Below are 19,248 nucleotides of genomic sequence, written 5' to 3' on the forward strand. Positions count from 1 at the left end.
GGCTCCTTTCGCGATGGCTCCTGGGGCGGACCTGCGCTAGCACTATGGCATGTCCTTCGACTGGCTGAAACGCTACATGCCCCGCGGTCTTTACGGCCGGGCCTTCCTGATCCTGGTCCTGCCGGTGGTGACCCTGCAGCTGGTGGTCTCGGTGGTCTTCATCCAGCGGCATTTCGAAGGGGTGACCCGGCAGCTCACCGAGGAGGTCGCCCAGGCGCTGAACGTCGCGATGATCTATGACACCGGCTTCCGCCGCGCGCTCCTGCAGTTCGAGTTCCGCCCGATCACCGAAGAGGAGATCCCCGCCGAGACCGACCGGCGCTGGTACGACTTCTCGGCCATCGTGGTGGTCGACGAGCTGATGCAGCGGGTGCGCGGCATCCGCCACGTGCAGGTGCCCGACGACACCGATGTCTTCGTCTACCTCAAGCACGGCGAGCAGTTCTACAAGGTGCGCTTCGCGCGGACCCGGGCCTCGGCCTCGAACCCGCACCAGCTTCTGGTGAACATGGTGGTCTTCGGGGTGCTGATGACCGCCATCGCCTATCTCTACCTGCGCAACCAGCTGAGGCCGATCACGCGGCTCGCGGATGCGGCCCAGGCCTTCGGGCGCGGGCGGCATCTGCCCTACAGCCCGGCGGGCGCCAACGAGGTGCGGATCGCGGGCCATGCCTTCCTCGACATGCGGGCCCGGATCGAGCGGCAGATCGAACAGCGCACCATGATGCTCTCGGGCGTGAGCCACGACCTGCGCACGCCGCTCACCCGGATGAAGCTGGGGCTCTCGCTTCTCGACGACGAGGACCGCGCGCCGCTTGAGGAGGACGTGCAGGAGATGGAGCGGCTGATCGACGCCTTCCTGGAGTTCGCCCGCGGCGACGCCGAGGCGGGCCCGGCGGAGCCGACCGACCCGGTGGCGCTGGTGACCCGCATCGTCGAGGATGCGCAGCGCGCGGGCACGGCGGTCAGCCTCGGACCGCTCGAGGGGCAGGGCGAGGTACCCTTGCGCCCTGTGGCGCTGCGCCGGGCGCTCGAGAACCTGATCGGCAACGCGGTGCGCTACGGCACCCGCTGCGAGGTCAGCCTGCGGCTCAGTCGCAACGCCCTCAGGCTCCGGGTCGAGGACGACGGGCCGGGCATCGCGCCCGAGGACCGCGAGGATGCGCTGCGGCCCTTCGTGCGGCTCGATCCGGCGCGCAACCAGAACCGCGGCTCGGGCGTGGGCCTGGGGCTGGCCATCGCCGCCGACATCGCGCGGGCGCATGGCGGGGTTCTGCGGCTCGGGCGCAGCGACCGGCTGGGTGGGCTTTCGGCGGATATCGTCATCGCGCGCTGATCGGCTCAATTGCGCGCAATCGTCATGCTCCTGCCCAGATCGCGCCATCCCGCCGCCCGGGCCGGCATGGCATTCGGGGCCTCTCGTTTTTCCATGCCTGATCACTCGGAGGCCCGCATGACCGCTCGTATCGCATCCCTCGCCGCATTGGCCCTGGCGCTGACCGCCGCGCCGCTCCAGGCCCAGGTCCAGAAGCCCAGGGCCACGGCGCCCGAGACCCAGGGCGGGTCAGTGACGCCGCCCGCGAGCTATGAGGGCCAGTGGTTCACCACGCCCGACGGCTGCACCTACAGCCGCGCCGGTGCGCCGGGACAGGCGCCGATCTGGATCATCGTCAAGAACCCGCGCCATATCGGCAAGCCCAACGCGCATCGCGGCTGCCAGGCGATGCTGCAGGGGTAGGGGACGGAGAGTGCCCTCGGGGCTTGGGTGTCGCGCATTGCCGGGACGTCCGGCGGCCCGTCGCTTCGTTGGGGCTTGCCGCAAAACCTCGGCGGTCGTGCAAACCTAGTCCGCCGACCTCGGCCCAAGCCCCGCCTACGGCAGGCTCTGCGCCGCCTCCGTCAGGAAGGCGCCGAGCCGCCCTCGGTCGAGCGGCTTTAACATCCGCTCGACGCCCTGCGCCTCGCAGGCGCGCGCAACCGCCTCGGAGCGGTCGGCGGTCAGGATCAGCGCCGGGCGCGGCCCGAAGCGGCGGGTCAGCTCGGAGAGAAGCTCGGTGCCCGTCAGCCCGGCCCCGAGCTGGTAGTCCAGCACCATGACGTCGGGCGTGATGCCCAGGTCCTCGATCAGCGCCAGCGCCGCCTCGGCGGTATCGGCGTCGATCACGTCGACGCCCCAGCTTTCCATCAGAAGCTGGATCGCGCGGCGCAGCTCGGGTTCGTTCTCGACCAGAAGCACGATCAGCCCGCTGCGGCCCAGGTCCACCCGGTCGCGGCGCGGCGGCGGGATCTTCAGCGCCTTGGCGCGGCCCGCCACGGGCACGCTGACCCGGAAGCAGGAGCCGCGCCCGACCTCGGACCAGAGCCCCAGAGGATGGCCCAGCCGGGCACAGGCGCGCTCCACGATGGCGAGGCCCAGGCCCAGCCCGTCGTTGCGGCTGGCGGTGGCGTCGAGGCGGTGGAATTCCTCGAAGATGCTGTCCTGGTCGTCCTCGGCGATGCCGGGGCCGCTGTCGTGCACCTCGATGCGCAGGGCGTTGCCCTGGCGGCGCGCGCCGATCAGCACCCGGCCCCTGTCGGTGTAACGGATCGCATTGGCGGCGAGGTTCTGGATGATCCGCCGCAGGTAGGTCGGATCGCTTTCCACCGTGACCCCGCAGGGCACGATGCGGAAATCGAGGCCCTTTTCGGCCGCCAGCACCTCCATCTCGTCGCGGAGGGGCCCGAAGACCTCGTTCAGCGCCACGGGGCGGATGTCGAAACGCTGCTTGTCGCTGTCGAGCCGCGAGATGTCGAGGAGCGCGTCGATCAGACCGACAGCGCTCTTGATCGCGGAGCCCGCCTTGTTCAGCACCTGCCGATCGGCTTCCTCGGGCAGACGGTCGGCGAGGGAGGCGATGAAAAGCTCGGCGGCGGAGAGCGGCTGCAGCAGGTCGTGCGAGGCCGCCGCGACAAAGCGGTTCTTCGAGGCATTGGCCCGTTCGGCGGCCGAGAGCGCGTCTTCCAGTTCCAGCGTGCGCTCCATCACCCGCTGTTCCAGCATCTCGTTGATCTCGAAGAGCCGCTGCGCCGCCTCGCGCTCGGCGGTTACATCGGTGACCGAGACCAGGAAGCCGCCGTCGGGCAGGCCGCTGCCGAAGACATGCAGCACGTCGCGCCGCCCGTGGCGGACCTCGAAGTCGATCTCTTCGCTCTTGTGGCGGGCGGCGGCCCAGGCGCGGAAGGTGGCGCGGTCGACCCCGCCGAGGAAGTCGAAGGCATGGCCGAGCTGGCCGATGATCGCGTCGAAGGTCACACCCAGCTGCATCAGCCGCGCGGGCACCGACAGAAGCGTGCCGATGCGCCGGTTCCAGCCCAGGAGCCGTCCGGCCTCGTCGAAGATCGCCACGCCCTGGTTCATGTGGTCGAGCGTCGCCTGGATCATCCGGGTCTGGGCGCTTTCGAGCCGCGCGCGCTCCTGCCGTTCGATCCGCACGAGGTCGGTCACATCGGTCTGCAGGACCACGGTGCCGCCCTTGGAGGTGCGCTGTTCGGAGACCTGAAGCCAGCGGTCATGCGTCAGCTCGACGTTGAACATGACGTTGCGGTCGGCGTGCCGCGCGAGGCGGCGCACCCGCCAGCCCTCGGGGCTGTCGCTCTCGGGCAGGGCGAGGCAGCGGCTCTGGGCGATATGGTCGATGTAGTCGACGAAGGACATGCCGCGGGTCAGCCGGGGCGCCACGTCGCGGAAATCCCGGCAGAAGCGCGAGTTGAACATCACCAGCCGGTCGTCGGGATCGAAGAGGGCGAAGCCCTCCTGCACGGTCTCGATGGCATCGGCGAGGTCGCGGCGGGCGTCCTGCGCCTCGGCATTGGCGCGGGCGAGCTGGGCGTTCGATTCCTGCAGAAGGTCCAGCGTGCGCTCGAGCTCCTCGGTGCGCTGGCGCACCCGCTTTTCCAGAAGCGCCGCGCGTTCGAACTGCGCATAGGCGGCGCCCGACTGCGCGGTCTGGTTCTCGATTCGCCGCATCAGCGCATCGGCGATATGCAGGAGCTTCTCGTTCTGGCGCTCGACGGAATCGGCGGGGTTGATCAGCGAAGCCGAGCTCATCGCCCGGACCCGGCGGGATAGAAGGCGACGCCGGTCAGGGTCTGGTTCACATGCATCGCGCCCACCTGTTCGCCGTAGGTCGAGAAGCCGGTGACGTTGTGGCGCCGCAGGATGTCCGAGATGGTGCGCGCCTTCTGGCTCTGCTCGGCCTCGATGCGGCGCAGGATGCAGTCGCAGGCGAGGATCTGCACCGGGGCGAAATCCTCCTGCATGTCGCCGAGCCGCGCATCGAGATGGGCGGCGATGTCGTCGTGATCGGCCAGCGTCAGCACCATGCCCTCGTTGATGGCGGAGAAGAAGACCAGCTCGCCCGCGTCGTTCACGCGCTGGATGGCGCGGACATGGTGGCTGTCGCCCAGCCGCACGACGACCGGATGCGCGGCGAAGGTGAAGGGATCGAGCTGGTGCGGGTCCTTGCCCAGGAGCCGGGCGTATTCCTGCGCGGCCGGTTCGGCGTTGATCTCGGTGACGATGCGCTCTTCGGGCCGGGCGCCGGTGACCACCATGCGGGTGTCGGTGGGCTGGAGGTGGTCGAGCGTGAAGACCTTGACCTGCGCGCGCGAGCGGATGAGCGCGGCCACGGCGGCGTTGCGCCGCTCGGCCCCGTCGAAATAGAGCCGCGTCTCGGAGAACCGCGCGCCGTCGCCCGAGGAGCCGCCGAAAAGCGGCATGGAGCCGAGCCCGGTCGCCAGGAGCGAGGCCAGCCGTTCCTCGGCCAGCGACAGCCCGTCGACCATGAGGAAGGCGAACTCCGACCAGCCCTCGGGTGCCGCGGCGCCAAGCGCCAGCCGGGTCTGGATCACCTTGTCGATGAGCGGCTGGTCCTTCACCCCGCCCAAGTCGGGGATCTTCACCAGCTGCACCCGGAAGTCGGCTTCGCCGAAGCCCGCGGCGACGATCTGCCCGGTCTCGTAACCCGCGCGGCCGATCTCTCCGGCGGTGGTGCAGGCCATGATCTGGGCGTGCGGGTAGCGTTCCTCGATCCGCTTCATCAAGGGGCCGAAGGCCGCCTCGGGCGAGACGAAGAGGCAGATCAGCGCGAAGGGGCCGGGCCCCAGCGCCTCGGAGATGCCGGCCGCGGCCTCGGGGTCGCGCGCGGCGACCTGGGCCGTCCGCAGGACCGGGCCCGCGGCTCGCGCGTCGTCGCGATCAGAGCTGTCGATGGCTCCGTCCAAGCTGGAAGTCCTCCCTCGGGGGGCGAGGTTATTGGGCCTCCTCGCCGCTTGGCAAGACCTGGTTGAAGCTTGCCTTCTGGGCGATGAGCACGGCCTGTGTGCGGCTGTGCACGCCGAGCTTGCGCATGATCGCGGTGACATGCGCCTTGACCGTCGTCTCGGCGATCGAGAGCTCGTAGGCGATCTGCTTGTTGAGCTTGCCCTCGCAGATCAACGCGAGGATACGCGCCTGCTGGTTGGTCAGCGTCGCCAGCCGTTCGACGGCGTCGAGGGGACCGGTCTCCGAGGGGCCGCCCTCGGGGTCGATATAGCCGTCGGGCAGGTAATCCTCGCCGCGGGCGACGGTCTCATAGGCGCGGGCGAAGACCGCGCGCTGGGAATGTTTCGGCACGAAACCATTGGCTCCGGCCTTCAGCGCATGGCTGATCATCCGGTTGTCGGCCATGGAGGAGGCGATGAGGATCGCCGCCTCGGGCACCGCCTTGCGCAGCCGCACCAGCCCGTCGAGCCCGTTCACATCCGGCAGGTTGAGGTCGAGCACGACAAAATCCGCGCCCTCGCTGTCGATCTTGCCCAGGGCCTCCTGCAGGGTGCCGGCGGTGGCGACGCTGTCGAAATCGCTGATCGAGGTCAGCGTGAGCGTCAGCGCGTCGCAAAACAGCGGGTGATCGTCGACCACCAGCGCCCGGGTGAAACGCGGCGGTCCCTGGTCATGCATGGCTTGGATCATGGCGTGACGCACTTCTCCTTCGCATCCCTCTGGCAAAAGCCTACGCCCGGCCCGCGCGTCCTGTCACCTGCCGAAAGGTCTTAGCTTTAAGCGGGCAGGGCAGGTCGCGCGGGGCGCGGGGCCTGTCTGCATGTCGGGTGGGCTACGGGCCTCAGCGTTCGGGCAGCAGCCCCCGCGGGCTGAAGCGCAGCACCAGGAGCAGGATCACCCCCATGGTCAGGAGCCGCATGTGCTGCACGCTGTCCAGCAGGTGCCGCTTCAGCTCGCCCTCGGCCATGCCCGAGGTCACCAGCCCCATGATCGCCTGGCCCAGGGGTTCGACCTGCACCCAGGCGAACCAGATGAAGAAGCCGCCCAGCACCGCGCCCAGGTTGTTGCCCGAGCCGCCGACGATCACCATGACCCAGATCAGGAAGGTGTAGCGCAGCGGCTGGTAGGAGGTCGGCGTCAGCTGCCCGTCGAGCGTGGTCATCATCGCGCCCGCGATGCCGCAGATCGCAGAGCCCAGGATGAAGACCTGCAGGTGCCGCCCGGTGACGTTCTTGCCCATGGCCCGCGCCGCGGTCTCGTTGTCGCGGATCGCCCGCATCATCCGGCCCCAGGGGCTTTTCAGCGCGAGTTGCGCGAGGATCAGCACGATGACCAGCACCACGGTGAAGAGGAGCGCGTAGCCCGCCTTGACCCAGAGCGTCGAGGCGGTGGTCGGGTCGAGCCCGAAGCCCGCCGCGCGTTCCACGAAAGCCGGGTCGGCCTGCAGGTCGATCTCGTAGGGGACCGGGCGCGGCAGGCCGTTCACGTTCTTCACCCCGCGCGCCATCCAGTCCTCGTTCTTGAGGATCGCGATGACGATCTCGGCGATGCCGAGCGTTGCGATGGCCAGGTAGTCCGAGCGCAGGCCAAGCGCGGTCTTGCCGATGATCCAGGCCGCGCCCGCGGCCAGGAGCCCGCCGACCGGCCAGGCCAGGAGGACCGGCAGGCCCAGCCCGCCCAGGTAGCCCGAGGTCGCCGCGTCCACGGCCTCCACGGCCTCGACGCCGGCGTCGAAGACCGCGCGGTAGAGGAAGAAGCCCACGAGCAGGATCGCCGCGACGATCCAGCCGCGCATCTTTCCCGAGGTCCGCCGCCAGGCCAGGACCGCCGCCACCACCGAGGCCGCGCCAAGCGCGAGGCCCGCGAGGATGCGCAGCCCGCCGGCCTGCCAGGCCGCGCCCACGGGCGGCATGGAGGTCAGCACCACCGCGAGCCCGCCAAGCGCCACGAACCCCATGACGCCCACGTTGAAGAGCCCGGCAAAGCCCCATTGCAGGTTGACCCCCAGAGCCATGAGCGCGCTGACGAGCCCCATGTTCAGGATCAGAAGCGCCGAGTTCCAGCTTTGCAGAACCCCGGTGCCGAGGATCAGAAGCGCCACCAGCGCGAAGAGCGAAACAGCCCGGAGCCTGTCGGTCATACCGCTTTCCCCCTGAAAAGACCCGTCGGGCGGAAGAGCAGGACGATCACCAGGATCACGAAGCTCACCGCGAATTTGTAGTCGGTGGACAGAAGCTGCACGAGGCCCTCGGGCGCGAGGCTCTCCGGCAGGGAATATTCCAGCACCTTCTTCCAGGCATAGGTGATCGCCACCTCCGAGAAGGCGATGACGAAGCCGCCGGCGATGGCGCCGAGCGGCGAGCCGAGCCCGCCGACGATGGCGGCGGCGAAGATCGGCAGCAGGAGCTGGAAGTAGGTGAAGGGCTTGTAGCTCTTGTCGAGCCCGTAAAGCACGCCCGCGATGGTCGCCAGCGCGGCGACGATCAGCCAGGTCACGCGCACGACCCGCTCGGGGTCGATGCCCGACAGAAGCGCCAGGTCCTCGTTGTCGGAATAGGCCCGCATCGACTTGCCGGTGCGCGTGCGGTTCAGGAACCAGAACAGAAGCGCCACGACGATCACCGCGGTCACCAGCGTGATGCCCTGGGTGGTGCGGATCGCCAGGCCCTCCTCGAGGCCGGTCATCTCCTTGAAGTCGCGCGCGCTGATGATGAAGCGCTCGCCGTCGGCGAAGCGCTGGTCGTCGGGGCCGAGGATGATCCGCGTGATGCCGTTGTAGATGAACATCACCCCGATGGAGACGATCACCAGGATCACCGGCACCACCTTCTGGGCGCGGTAGAAGCGGAAGATCACCCGGTCGGTCGCGAGCACCAGCGCCGCGCAGGCCGCGATGCCCACCGGGATCGCCAGGAGCGCCGTCGGCAGCGGCCCGAGCGAGACGCCCATGGACTGCAGCCCCCAGGTTGCGATGATCGTGGCCATGGTGCCGAAGGCCATGGTGTCGCCATGGGCGAAGTTGGAAAACCGCAGGATGCCGTAGACCATGGTGACCCCCAGCGCCCCGATGGCCAGCTGGCTGCCGTAGGCGATGGCCGGGATCAGCACGAAGTTCGAAAGCGCCACGAAGGCGTTCAGAAGATCCATCAGCAAAAGCCCCCCGTGCGGGCCGCTCCGGGCGCCATGCGCGCCGGGCCTCCCGTCGTTGTGTCGTGATATGTCATGCCGCGTGCCATGCCCTGCCTCATCCACCCAGGAAGGAGGCGCGCACCTCCGGGTCTTCGAGAAGCTCGCGGCCGGTGCCGGTATGGGCGTTGCGGCCCTGGACCAGCACGTAGCCCTTGTCGGCGATGGCCAGCGCCTGGCGGGCGTTCTGTTCGACCATGAGGATCGGGATGCCGGTGCGGGCGACCTCGATGATCCGGTCGAAAAGCTCGTCCATGACGATCGGCGAGACGCCGGCGGTGGGCTCGTCGAGCATCAGCACCTTGGGCTTGGTCATCAGCGCCCGGCCCACGGCCACCTGCTGGCGCTGGCCGCCCGAGAGCTCCCCCGCCGCCTGGCGGCGCTTTTCCTTCAGGATCGGGAAGAGGTCGTAGACCTGCGCCATGGTGTCCGAGAAGTCGTCGGTGCGGATGAAGGCGCCCATCTCGAGGTTCTCTTCCACCGTCATCGAGGTGAAGATGTTCGAGGTTTGGGGCACGAAGCCCATGCCCTTCAGCACCCGGTCCTGGGGGCTGAGCTGGGTGATCTCCTCGCCGTCGAGCCGCACCGCGCCCTCGCGCAGGTTCAGCATGCCGAAGACGGCCTTCATCGCGGTCGATTTGCCGGCGCCGTTGGGGCCGACGATCACCGCGATCTCGCCGCGCTCCACGGCGATGGTGCAGGAATGCAGGATGTCGGCGCCGCGGCCGTAGCCGCCGGTCATCGCCTCGCCGATCAGGAAGGGGCCCTCGGGGGCGGGGCGGGCCTTGCCGCCGGCGGGCACCGGGTCGCCCGAGCGCGCCGCGGGTTCGCGCCCGATCGAGCGGTCCTTGTTGCCGCGGCCGGAATAGGCGCTGTCGCTCATCCCGCGGTCTCCTTGTTCTTGAGCCCGGTGCCGAGATAGGCCTCGATCACCTCGTCGTTGGCCTTGATCTCGGCGATGGTGCCGCGGGCCAGGACCTTGCCCTCGGCCATGACGATCACCGGGTCGCAAAGACGGCCGATGAAATCCATGTCGTGTTCGATCATGCAGAAGGTATAGCCGCGCTCCTCGTTCAGCCGCTTGATCGCGTCGCCGATGGTGTTGAGCAGCGTGCGGTTCACCCCGGCGCCGACCTCGTCGAGGAAGACCACCTTGGCGTCGACCATCATGGTGCGGCCCAGCTCGAGCAGCTTCTTCTGCCCGCCCGAGAGGTTGCCGGCCTTCTCGTCCTTGAGATGGCTGATGGTCAGGAAGTCGAGGACCTCGTCGGCCTTCTTCAGAAGCGCGGCCTCTTCCTGGGCGATGCGCCCGCGCCCGAACCAGGCGTTCCAGAGCGTCTCGCCCGATTGCGCGCCGGGCACCATCATCAGGTTCTCGCGGCACGACATGGAGGAGAACTCATGCGCGATCTGGAAGGTGCGCAAGAGGCCCTTGTGGAACAGCTCGTGCGGCGCCAGCCCGGTGATGTCCTCACCGTCCATGAAGACCGACCCGCTGGTCGGCGGCAGCGCGCCCGCGATGACGTTGAACAGCGTCGACTTGCCGGCCCCGTTCGGCCCGACGAGGCCGGTGATCGACCCCGTGGCGATCTCGAGAGAGGCGCCGTCGACGGCCCGGAATCCGCCGAAATGGCGGTGGAGGTTCTCGACCCGGATCACTGGAATATCCCTTCGATGCGCCGGCTTCTTTGGCCGGCTGATCCGGCCTTTTAACGAAAACGGCCCGGGATGGAACCCCCGGGCCGCCTGTTAGCGCAACACCACGATCAGCGGTAGCCGACCACCTTCAGCTCGCCGCCTTCGACGGTGTATTCGGCATAGGAGCCGGCCGCTTCGCCCGAGCCCACCAGCTCGACGCCCGAGGCGCCCTGGTAGTCGATCTCACCGCCGTCGGCGATGATCTGGAGGGCCTTCTGCAGCTCGCCCGGCAGGATCGGCTCGCCGGGGGCGTTGGCGATGTCCATGATCGCGCCCGAATATTCGGTCGAGTCGGTCGAGCCCGAGGCCGCCATGGCCAGCAGGATCAGCGCCGCCGCGTCATAGCTCTCGCCCGCGTAGACCGAGGTGCCGTCGATGCCGGCTTCGGCGGCCATCTCGGCGAAGAGGGCGCCGCCCTCGTTCTCGCTGCCCGGCGCGGTGCCGAAGGAGCCGTCGATGTCGCTGCCGAAGGCATCGGTCAGCGCGTCGCCGATCATCCCGTCGCCGAAGGCGAAGGTGTCGAAGGCACCGGTGTCGAGCGCGCCCTGGATGACGCCCGCGCCACCCTGGTCGACGTAGCCCAGCACGACCAGCGCATCGCCGCCCGCGGAGGCAAGCGCGCCGACCTCGGCCGAGTAGTCGGCCTTGCCGTCCTCATGCGCGGCGACCAGGGTCACCTCGCCGCCGGTCTCCTCGAAGGCGGCCGAGAAGGCATCGGCGAAGCCCTTGCCGTAGTCGTTGTTGGTATAGGTCACGGCGACCGAGGAGATGCCCTTTTCGTTCAGCACATTGGCCAGAACCTGGCCCTGGCGCGCGTCGGAGGGCGCGGTGCGGAAGAACAACCCGTTGTCCTCGGCCGAGGACAGCGCCGGCGAGGTCGCGGCGGGCGAGATCATCACCACGCCGTTCGGCACGGCCACATTGGCCAGAACGGCGGTGGTCACGCCCGAGCAGTCGGCGCCCATGATGCCCATGACACCTTCCGAGGTGATCATGCGCTCGGCCGCGGCGGTGGCCGCTGCCGCGTCGACGCAGGTCGCATCGCCGCGCACCGGGGTCACCGAGGCGCCGCCCAGGAAGTTCTCGTTGCCGGTCACTTCACCCACGGCCAGTTCCGCACCGGAGCCCATGGCGGGCGTCAGGCTTTCGATCGGGCCGGTGAAGCTGAGCAGGATGCCGAGGCGCACGTCGCTCGCGTGGCTTTCGGCGAAGGCGGCCCCCGCGGTCAGAGCGGAGGCGGCGGTCGCCATAAGCAGTTTTTTCATAATGGTCTCCCTGTGTTCGGATCTCAGTCCTGGGGCGAGGTTAGGCGCGGGTTTTGGAAAAGGAAAGGGTGACATTGCGGTGACGCAAGCGGCGCTGCGGCGGGCCGGGCAGGGGGCTTGAGGCGTGCCGGGGCAGGGCGGGGCTTCGACGCCTCGCGGGTCCGCTGGCGCGTCGGGCGCGGGGCGGTTGGTGGCCCGAATGCGGTGGGTCTCCGGCCTCTGCGCGGGGGCGTTTGGCCCGTCTCAGGCGGGTTTTCAGGCTCAATTCGCGCGGCGCGGAGGGACGCCCACGGCCTCATCGGTGACGACAGTTGCAATAGCGCGCTCACCCCCGGATCAACCCAGCGCCCCCGCTACTTCGCCCGCGCCTCGGCGTGGCTGCCGCGCTCGCGGTAAGGCGTGGTGCGGTAATGCGAGCGGTAGCACTTGGAGAAATGCGACGGCGAGGTGAAGCCGCAGGCCAGGGCGACGTTGATCACCGTCATGTCGGTCTGCATCAGGAGGTTCCGCGCCTTCTGCAGCCGCAGCTCCATGTAATAGCGCTTCGGGCTGCGGTTGAGGTAGCGGCGGAACAGCCGTTCGAGCTGCCGGGTCGACATGCCCACGTCGCGCGCCAGCGCCGCCGGGCTGATCGGCTCCTCGATGTTGGCCTCCATCATGCGGATGACCTCGGCGAGCTTGGGGTGGCGCACGCCGATCCGGGTCGGCACCGAGAGCCGCTGCACGTCCTGGTCGGTGCGGATCGCCGAGTAGATCAGCTGGTCGGCCACCGCATTGGCCAGCCCCTCGCCGTAGTCGTCGGCCAGGAGCTTCAGCATCAGGTCGAGCGAGGCGGTGCCCCCGGCGGTGGTGAAGCGGTTGCCGTCGACCGCGAAGACCGCCTTGGTCAGCGTCACCTCGTCGAACTCCTCGGCGAAACTGTCCTGGTTCTCCCAGTGGATCGTCGCGCGCTTGCCGTCGAGCAGCCCCGCGCGCGCCAGCACATGCGCCGCGGTGCAGAGCCCGCCGATGCGGTGGCCGTTCCGGGCCTCGCGGCGCAGCCAGTTCAACAGCGGCTTGGTGGTGCCCGCCTGGATGTCGAGCCCGCCGCAGACCACCACGGTGTCGTCGCGGCCGAGCTGGCCCAGGTCGCCGTCGAGCTCGAAGGTGGTGCCGGCCGAACAGGTGATCTTGCCGCCGCCCTCGCCGAGGATCGCCCAGCTATAAAGCGTCTCTCCGGCCATGCGGTTGGCCAGCCGCAGCGTCTCGAGCGCGGCGGCAAAGGAGATCAGCGTGAAATTGGGCAGAAGCACAAAGACGAAATGCTTGCGCCGCGCCTCTCCTGCGCCGGCGGTGACCGCTGCATCCTGCGTCATCGGATCCTCCCTCGCGCGACTCAAATCCGCCCGATCCGCCCAGAGTCCCGAACCGAGCACCGGCGTCAAGCGACGGGGGAAAAATCGGGGAAATGGGTTATGGCGCCGGGCCCTGCGATGGGCTACACCCGGACCCCGACGCGCGGGCAAGCGCGGCAGACTGGAGAGATGCGATGAGTGATTGGCAGAAAAACACGTGGCGGCAGAAGCCTCGGGTGCAAATGCCGGATTATACCGACGCGGCAGAACTGAGCGCCGTCGAGGCGCAGCTTTCGAAGTATCCGCCGCTGGTCTTTGCGGGCGAGAGCCGCGCGCTGAAGCGCCAGCTCGGTGCGGCCGGCCGGGGCGAGGCCTTCCTGTTGCAGGGCGGCGACTGCGCCGAGGCCTTCGACCAGTTCTCGGCCGATGCGATCCGCGACACCTTCAAGGTGATGCTGCAGATGGCCATGGTGCTGACCTATGGCGCCAAGGTGCCGGTGGTGAAGGTCGGCCGGATGGCGGGCCAGTTCGCCAAGCCCCGCTCGGCCCCGACCGAGACGGTGGACGGGCAGGAGCTGCCCTCCTACCGCGGCGACATCATCAACGACCTGGCCTTCACGCCCGAGGCGCGGACGCCCAATCCGCAGAAGATGCTGCAGGGCTACACCCAGGCGGCGGCGACGCTGAACCTGCTGCGCGCCTTCTCGACGGGCGGTTACGCGGACATCCACCAGGTGCACCAGTGGACGCTCGGCTTCATCGAGAGCGAGAAGGCCGCGCGCTACCGCGACATGGCCAACCGCATCTCGGACACGCTGGACTTCATGAAGGCGGCGGGCCTCGAAAGCGAGAGCAACCACAACCTCAAGACCGTGGACTTCTACACCAGCCACGAGTCGCTCCTGCTGGAATACGAAGAGGCGCTCTGCCGTCTTGATTCCACCTCGGGCAAATGGCTCGCGGGCTCGGGCCACATGATCTGGATCGGCGACCGCACGCGGCAGCCGGACGGCGCGCATGTGGAGTTCGCCCGCGGCGTCTTGAACCCGATCGGGCTGAAGTGCGGGCCGACCACCGACCCCGAGGACCTCAAGGTGCTGATGCGCAAGCTCAACCCCGAGAACGAGGAGGGCAAGCTGACCCTCATCGCGCGCTTCGGCGCGGGCAAGGTGGGCGAGAAGCTGCCGCCGCTCGTCCAGGCGGTGCGCGAGGAAGGCGCCAAGGTGACCTGGGTCTGCGACCCGATGCATGGCAATACCATCAAGTCGCCCTCGGGCTACAAGACCCGGCCCTTCGACGCGGTGCTGCGCGAGGTCCGCGACTTCTTCGCGGTGCACAAGGCCGAGGGGTCGATCCCCGGCGGCGTGCATTTCGAGATGACCGGCCAGGACGTGACCGAATGCACCGGCGGGGTGCATGCGATCTCCGACGAGAACCTCTCGGACCGCTACCACACCGCCTGCGACCCGCGCCTCAACGCGACGCAATCGCTGGAGCTGGCCTTCCTCGTCGCCGAGGAGCTGACCGCCCACCGCGAGACCCGCGCCGCCGAGGCGAGCTGATCGAGACCACCGCCGGGCGGGGCCTTCTGGGCCTCGCCCGGGGGGCTTTCCGGCGGGCTGGGGCAGTCGTGCCGCGCCCGGCTGGGCATCTGGCGGCGCAACAATGCGCCGCCGTTTCTCACTTCAAACAGCGTTGAGTGACCTGAACCGCGGCGCGAGGCGCATGGCCGTGTGCGACCGCCCCGCGGCTCACCGCGGCTTCGGGGCCGCCCCGCGCATCACCCGGACCGTCACGCCCAGCGCCAGCAGGCAGGCCAGGCCCACGCCCGCGTAAACCCCCAGGATCGCGGAGATTTCCGACTGGCTCATCCGGTCGACCCCGCCGGTCCCGAAGGAGGCCACCCAGAGCGAGGCCGCGAAGATCAGCCGCCCGACCAGCGCCTGGATCGACAGGTAGGTCGCCCGCGCCTCGCCCTTGAGCCGCGGCTGGATCGCCGCCAGGAGGAAAGGCCGCGAGAAGGCATCGGGCACCATCCGCAGGGCCAGCGCCAGGATCGCCAGCGCCGAGGCGCTGAGCGCCAGCACCGCTACCAGCGCCACCTGCATCGCGAAGGCCAGGACCAGCATGGGCCCGAGCCCGATCCGCGCCCGCAGCCCCGGTGCCGCCAGCGAGGCCAGAAGCGAGACCGCCATCATCACCGCCGTGATCCCGCCCGAGACCAGCGGCGCATCGGCGGCGAGACCCAAGGGCTCCAGCGCCTCGAGGATGAAGGGCTGGCCGAAGATGAAGGGCAGGTGGCTGAAGCCATACATCAGCACCGCCAGCCCAAAGAGCCAAAGCAGCACCCGGTCGCGCAGCGCCTGACCCAGGGCGCCCAGCTGCGAGAGCTGCACCTCGCCCGAGCTGCGGATGCGCTGCGGCTCGGTGAAAGACAGCGCCAGTCCCAGCGCCACCGCGGAGGAGAGCGCAGAGAGCCAGAACGGCAGGGGCAGGCTCCAGAGCGCCGCGGCCCCGCCCAGGGGCGCCGCGACCAGGAGGGCGGCGAAGGAGAAGCGCCAGGCGCGCAGCTCCTCGGCCTCGATGCGCTCGGTCTCGCCGGTCTCGGCGAGGCTTTCGTAAAGGAAGGCGCTGTCGGTGCCCGAGGTGAAGGCCATGCCCGCGCCCAGAAGCGCCTGGCCCAGCGCGAAGACCCAGAAGGCCCCGCCAAGCGCCAGGAGCACCGAGCCCGCCACCAGCGCAAGCGCCGAGGCGATCAGCGTCACCCGGCGCCCGAGCCGGTCGGACATCGCGCCCGAGGGCACTTCGACCAGCGTGCTCGAGAGGTCATAGACCGCGTAAAGCAGGATCGCCTGCGCCGGGGTCAGCGCCTCCTGAAAATACAGAAACCAGGTCGCCTGCCAGAACAGCAGGTTCTGGGCGGCGCGAAACCAGGGATAGCGCGCGACATTGCCCATGGCCCCTCGCGGCGGCTCAGCCCTCCGCCGCGAAATCCTCGGGCGAGAGCAGCGCGAGCTGATCCTGCGCCCAGCGCGCGGTGTTGTAGGTCCAGACCTTGCGGCGCGCCTCGGTCATGCGGCTCTTGCGGTTCTCGGCGCTCATGTTCAGCGCCGTCTCGATGGCGTGGTCCATGTTCTTGTTGCTGTAGGGATTGGTCAGGATCGCCGAGCCCAGCTCGATCGCGGCGCCGGCAAACTCCGACAGCACCAGCACCCCGTCCTCGTCGTCGCGGGCGGCGGCGAACTCCTTGCAGACCAGGTTCATCCCGTCGGCCAGGGGCGTGATCCAGGCCACGTCCGCGGCGCGGTAATAGGCGACCAGCTCCTCGAAGGGGATGGCGCGCGAGATCAGCGCCACCGGCGTCGAGGTGAAGGTGCCGAAACGCCCGTTGATGCGGCCCGCGATCTGTTCGATCTCCTGCTGGATGTCGGCATAGACTTTCATGTTGCGGTTGGCCGAAACCGAGACATGCAGAAGCCGCGTGGTGCCGCGCAGGTGCTCGTGTTTCTCCAGGAGCCGCTCGTAGGTCAGGAGCTGCTCGGCCCCGCCCTTGGTGTAATCGGTGCGCCCGACAGACAGGATCAGCCGGTCGCCGCCCAGCTCCTCCTTGATGGCCTTGGCGCGGGCCTTGGTCTCGTCGGACTTGGTGACCCTCGCGATGTAATCGGTATCGACGCCGACCGGCGTGACGCCGAGCTTGACCGCGCGGTCCTCGGTCTGGATCTGCACCGGCTGGGTGCGGTCCGAGAGCGCCGAGCCCTCGGAGATGAAATCCTCCGAGACCTTCACCCGCGGCACCTCGCCCACGTCGCGCAGCGAGCGCACCACCGAGACGAAGTTCGAGGCGTAGCGCGGGATGTGGAAGCCCACCACGTCGCAGGCCAGGAGCGAGTCGATGATCTCGCCGCGCCAGGGCAGCACGTTGAAGATGTCCGCCGCCGGGAAGGGCGTGTGGTGGAAGAAGGAGATGCGCAGGTCGGGGCGCATCTTGCGCAGGTAACCCGGCACCAGCCAGAGGTTGTAGTCATGCACCCAGATCGCGGCGTTTTTCGCGGCCTCGGCGGCGGCGGCCTCGGCGAAGGCCTGGTTCACCTTGCGGAAGGTGCCCCAGTCCACCGGGTCGTAGTTATACTTTTCCTTGAAGCCGTGCAGGATCGGCCAGAAGGCCTCTTTCGAGGTGACATGGTAGAAGCTCGACACATCCGAGGCGGTCAGCGGCAGCCGCGAGACGGTGTATTTGCCGAAGCTGTCCTCGATCTGGACGACCCGCTCGAAGCCCGGGTCGGTGACGTTCTCGGCCTCTTTCCAGGCCACCCAGGCGGCGTTCTCGACGCGGCCGAAGAAGCTTTTCAGCGTCGGCACGATGCCGTTGGGGCTCTTGTTCTCCTTGAAGACGGTTTTGCCGTTCTCGACCACCTCCTCGTAGGGTTGGCGGTGATAGACGATGACCAGATCGCTTCCCATTCAGACGCCCTCCGGGACAGGATGAAGTTCCAGCGCGGCGACGGCTTCGAGGATGCCGCCCGCGCCCACGGCTTCGGCCTTGTGCACATGCGGCAGATGCGCCACCCGTTCGAGCAGCGCCGCCTCGGACCCGCCGACGGCCACGGCGGGCAGGCCGCATTCCAGCATCGAGGCATCGTTGAGCGTGTCGCCCGCCGCCAAGACCCGGGCCGCGTCCAGCGCCATGGCGCTGGCGAAGCGTTGGAGCGAGGGGCCTTTCGAAACCCCGGCGGGCAGCACGTCGAAATAGCGGTTGTCCGAGATCAGCCAGTCGAGGCCCAGCGCCTCGATGCGTGCCTTGGCGCTGTCATCGAAGGTCTCGGGGTCGAGGTCGTAGCTGACCCGGTGGCGGAAGCCCGTGGGCTGCAGCCTCAGCCCCGGGTGGCCGTCGAGCGTGGCGCGCACCCGCTCGCCGGCGTCGCCCCAGGCGGCGGTGATCTCGGTCTCGAGCTCGGGGATCGGGGTGATCTCGCGGCCCTCGACCTTCGCGATGGTCGTGCCAACGTCGCCGATGACGTATTCCGGCCAGGGCACGCCGCCGTCGCAAAGCTCGACGATGAACCCCGGGTCGCGGCCGGTGACGAAGACCAGGCCGATGGTCTCGCGGTGGGCCTCGATCCAGTCGTAGAGCCGGCGCCGGTCGGCTTGGCTGCCGCCCAGGAAGGTGCCGTCGAGATCGGTCGCCAGCACGAAGCGGCGCGCGTCGAGCGGGGTGGTGATCGCGGGCCTCTGGCTCATTGGGCGGGATCCCTTCTTGCCTTGGGGTGGACCAGTTCGATCGAGAGCGCCCGCGGCTCGGATTCGAGCGGCCGGGCCCAGAGGTCGGTGAAGCTCTCGTCGAGCGCCGCGCCTTCGTGCAGGATCGCGTGCACCGTCTCGCAGATCGGCATATGCACCCCGATCCGCCGCGCCAGGTCGACGACCGAGATGGCGTTGACCTCGCCCTCGACCACGACCTTCTTGCCGTCGAAACACTCCGAGCGGGCCTTGCCCTGGCCGAGCTGCACGCCCAGCGACATGTTGCGCGAGGTGGTCGAGGAGCAGGTCAGCGTCAGGTCGCCCGCGCCCGAGAGCCCGGTGATCGTCTCGCGCCGGCCGCCCAGCGCCTCGGCGAGGAACTTCATCTCGTCCATGCCGCGGGCGATCAGAGCCGCGCGGGTGTTCTCGGCGAAGCCCGCGCCGGTCATCATCCCGCAGGCGATGGCGATCACGTTTTTCACCGCGCCGCCGATCTCCACCCCGACGAGGTCGTCCGAGATATAGGGCCGGAAGGCCGAGGAGGACATCGAGACCGAGAGCCGCGCGGCGGGGCTGTCCTCGGGGCGGAGTCGGTCGGTGTAGCGGAACTCGAAGGCGATGGTCGCGGCGGTCGGATGGCCCAGCACCGTCTCCTTGGCGAAGGTCGGGCCCGACAGCGCGCCGACCGGATGGCCCGGCAGCTCCTCCTCGACCAGGTGGCTGAGAAGATAGCCGGTGCCCTGTTCGATGCCCTTGCAACACAGCACCAGCGGCACGCCCTGGGGCAGATAGGGGCGCAGCTCGGCGCAGACCCTGCGCAGCGTGCGCGAGGGGGTGACCAGCAGGACCGCCTCGCTGTGCTCGAGCGCGGCGGGCAGGTCGGTCAGGGCCAAGATGCCCTCGGGCAGATGCGCGTCCGGCAGGTGGCGCGTGTTCACCCGGGTCTCGTTGATGTCGCGGGCAAGATCCGCGCGCCGGCCCCAAAGCCGCACCTCGCGGCCGGCGGAGGCGGCGACGGCGGCCAGGGCGGTGCCCCAGGCCCCCATGCCGATCACCGTGATCCGGTCGTAGGGGCGGGCCGATCTGCGGATGCGTCCGTCTGTGTCGCTGCGAAGGGTCAGGGTCTGTCCGTCCATGCTCGGGGCCTGGGGCCTCTGGTTGTTTGCGTTGATCCTGCGGGCCGCGAAGGGCCGCGCCTAGGAAAAAGGCTAGGGGGTGCGGC

The 19,248-nt window shown here is 69.1% G+C and carries 16 protein-coding genes; 3 read left to right on the top strand and 13 right to left on the bottom strand.

Translation table 11 applies throughout. The features are described from left to right. Window positions 1–49 precede the first annotated feature (49 nt). Entirely contained in the window at window positions 50–1,336 is a 1,287-nt protein-coding gene (locus tag ACX938_RS11725; protein WP_232752895.1) for an ATP-binding protein, read from the top strand. A 117-nt stretch (window positions 1,337–1,453) separates the two neighbouring features. Beyond that, window positions 1,454–1,738: a hypothetical protein gene (locus ACX938_RS11730; RefSeq protein ID WP_459431189.1), complete on the top strand. Its 285-nt coding sequence runs from the start codon at window positions 1,454–1,456 to the stop codon at window positions 1,736–1,738. A gap of 135 nt (window positions 1,739–1,873) precedes the next feature. Here the strand turns inward: ACX938_RS11730 and ACX938_RS11735 are convergent, their stop codons facing one another. The 9 genes from ACX938_RS11735 to ACX938_RS11775 form a co-directional block, all read right to left on the bottom strand. Beyond that, window positions 1,874–4,087, bottom strand: a complete 2,214-nt coding sequence (locus tag ACX938_RS11735; RefSeq protein ID WP_459431190.1) for a hybrid sensor histidine kinase/response regulator — start codon at window positions 4,085–4,087, stop codon at window positions 1,874–1,876. Continuing rightward, window positions 4,084–5,262: an FIST N-terminal domain-containing protein gene (locus ACX938_RS11740; protein WP_459431191.1), complete on the bottom strand. Its 1,179-nt coding sequence runs from the start codon at window positions 5,260–5,262 to the stop codon at window positions 4,084–4,086. The genes ACX938_RS11735 and ACX938_RS11740 overlap by 4 nt, the downstream gene beginning before the upstream one ends. A 28-nt stretch (window positions 5,263–5,290) precedes the next feature. After that, complete coding sequence (locus ACX938_RS11745; RefSeq protein WP_232752899.1) at window positions 5,291–5,992, bottom strand: response regulator transcription factor; 702 nt, start codon at window positions 5,990–5,992, stop codon at window positions 5,291–5,293. A 151-nt stretch (window positions 5,993–6,143) separates the two neighbouring features. Then, window positions 6,144–7,442 carry a branched-chain amino acid ABC transporter permease gene (locus ACX938_RS11750; RefSeq protein ID WP_232752900.1) on the bottom strand — a complete coding sequence of 433 codons (1,299 nt, stop codon included), beginning with the start codon at window positions 7,440–7,442 and terminating at the stop codon, window positions 6,144–6,146. Beyond that, window positions 7,439–8,449 carry a branched-chain amino acid ABC transporter permease gene (locus ACX938_RS11755; protein WP_459431192.1) on the bottom strand — a complete coding sequence of 337 codons (1,011 nt, stop codon included), beginning with the start codon at window positions 8,447–8,449 and terminating at the stop codon, window positions 7,439–7,441. Before ACX938_RS11755 ends, ACX938_RS11750 begins: the two co-directional genes overlap by 4 nt. A 97-nt stretch (window positions 8,450–8,546) precedes the next feature. After that, window positions 8,547–9,371 carry an ABC transporter ATP-binding protein gene (locus ACX938_RS11760; RefSeq protein WP_232752902.1) on the bottom strand — a complete coding sequence of 275 codons (825 nt, stop codon included), beginning with the start codon at window positions 9,369–9,371 and terminating at the stop codon, window positions 8,547–8,549. Continuing rightward, window positions 9,368–10,147 carry an ABC transporter ATP-binding protein gene (locus ACX938_RS11765; protein ID WP_232752903.1) on the bottom strand — a complete coding sequence of 260 codons (780 nt, stop codon included), beginning with the start codon at window positions 10,145–10,147 and terminating at the stop codon, window positions 9,368–9,370. The genes ACX938_RS11760 and ACX938_RS11765 overlap by 4 nt, the downstream gene beginning before the upstream one ends. Before the next feature lie 107 nt (window positions 10,148–10,254). Continuing rightward, complete coding sequence (locus ACX938_RS11770; protein WP_232752904.1) at window positions 10,255–11,451, bottom strand: ABC transporter substrate-binding protein; 1,197 nt, start codon at window positions 11,449–11,451, stop codon at window positions 10,255–10,257. Between the two features lie 353 nt (window positions 11,452–11,804). Beyond that, on the bottom strand, window positions 11,805–12,806 hold the full coding sequence (locus ACX938_RS11775) for a GlxA family transcriptional regulator (protein WP_459431193.1): 1,002 nt from the start codon (window positions 12,804–12,806) through the stop codon (window positions 11,805–11,807). A 173-nt stretch (window positions 12,807–12,979) separates the two neighbouring features. Between ACX938_RS11775 and ACX938_RS11780 the strand changes: the two genes are divergently transcribed. Beyond that, entirely contained in the window at window positions 12,980–14,347 is a 1,368-nt protein-coding gene (locus tag ACX938_RS11780; protein WP_232752906.1) for a class II 3-deoxy-7-phosphoheptulonate synthase, read from the top strand. Between the two features lie 189 nt (window positions 14,348–14,536). On the opposite strand, the gene ACX938_RS11785 is transcribed toward ACX938_RS11780, so the two are convergent. Genes ACX938_RS11785 through ACX938_RS11800 form a run of 4 tightly spaced genes read right to left on the bottom strand, consistent with a single transcriptional unit; the run spans window position 14,537 to window position 19,162 of the window. After that, window positions 14,537–15,742, bottom strand: coding sequence for an MFS transporter (locus ACX938_RS11785; RefSeq protein ID WP_459431194.1), 1,206 nt, complete (start codon window positions 15,740–15,742; stop codon window positions 14,537–14,539). Between the two features lie 16 nt (window positions 15,743–15,758). Continuing rightward, a complete protein-coding gene (gene ggpS / locus ACX938_RS11790) occupies window positions 15,759–17,249 on the bottom strand; it encodes a glucosylglycerol-phosphate synthase (RefSeq protein ID WP_459431195.1) in 1,491 nt (496 codons plus the stop codon). Further along, on the bottom strand, window positions 17,250–18,026 hold the full coding sequence (locus ACX938_RS11795) for an HAD-IIB family hydrolase (RefSeq protein ID WP_459431196.1): 777 nt from the start codon (window positions 18,024–18,026) through the stop codon (window positions 17,250–17,252). Then, window positions 18,023–19,162: an NAD(P)H-dependent glycerol-3-phosphate dehydrogenase gene (locus ACX938_RS11800; RefSeq protein ID WP_459431197.1), complete on the bottom strand. Its 1,140-nt coding sequence runs from the start codon at window positions 19,160–19,162 to the stop codon at window positions 18,023–18,025. Before ACX938_RS11800 ends, ACX938_RS11795 begins: the two co-directional genes overlap by 4 nt. Window positions 19,163–19,248: the final 86 nt, after the last annotated feature.

This window comes from Roseivivax sp. (assembly GCF_054552075.1).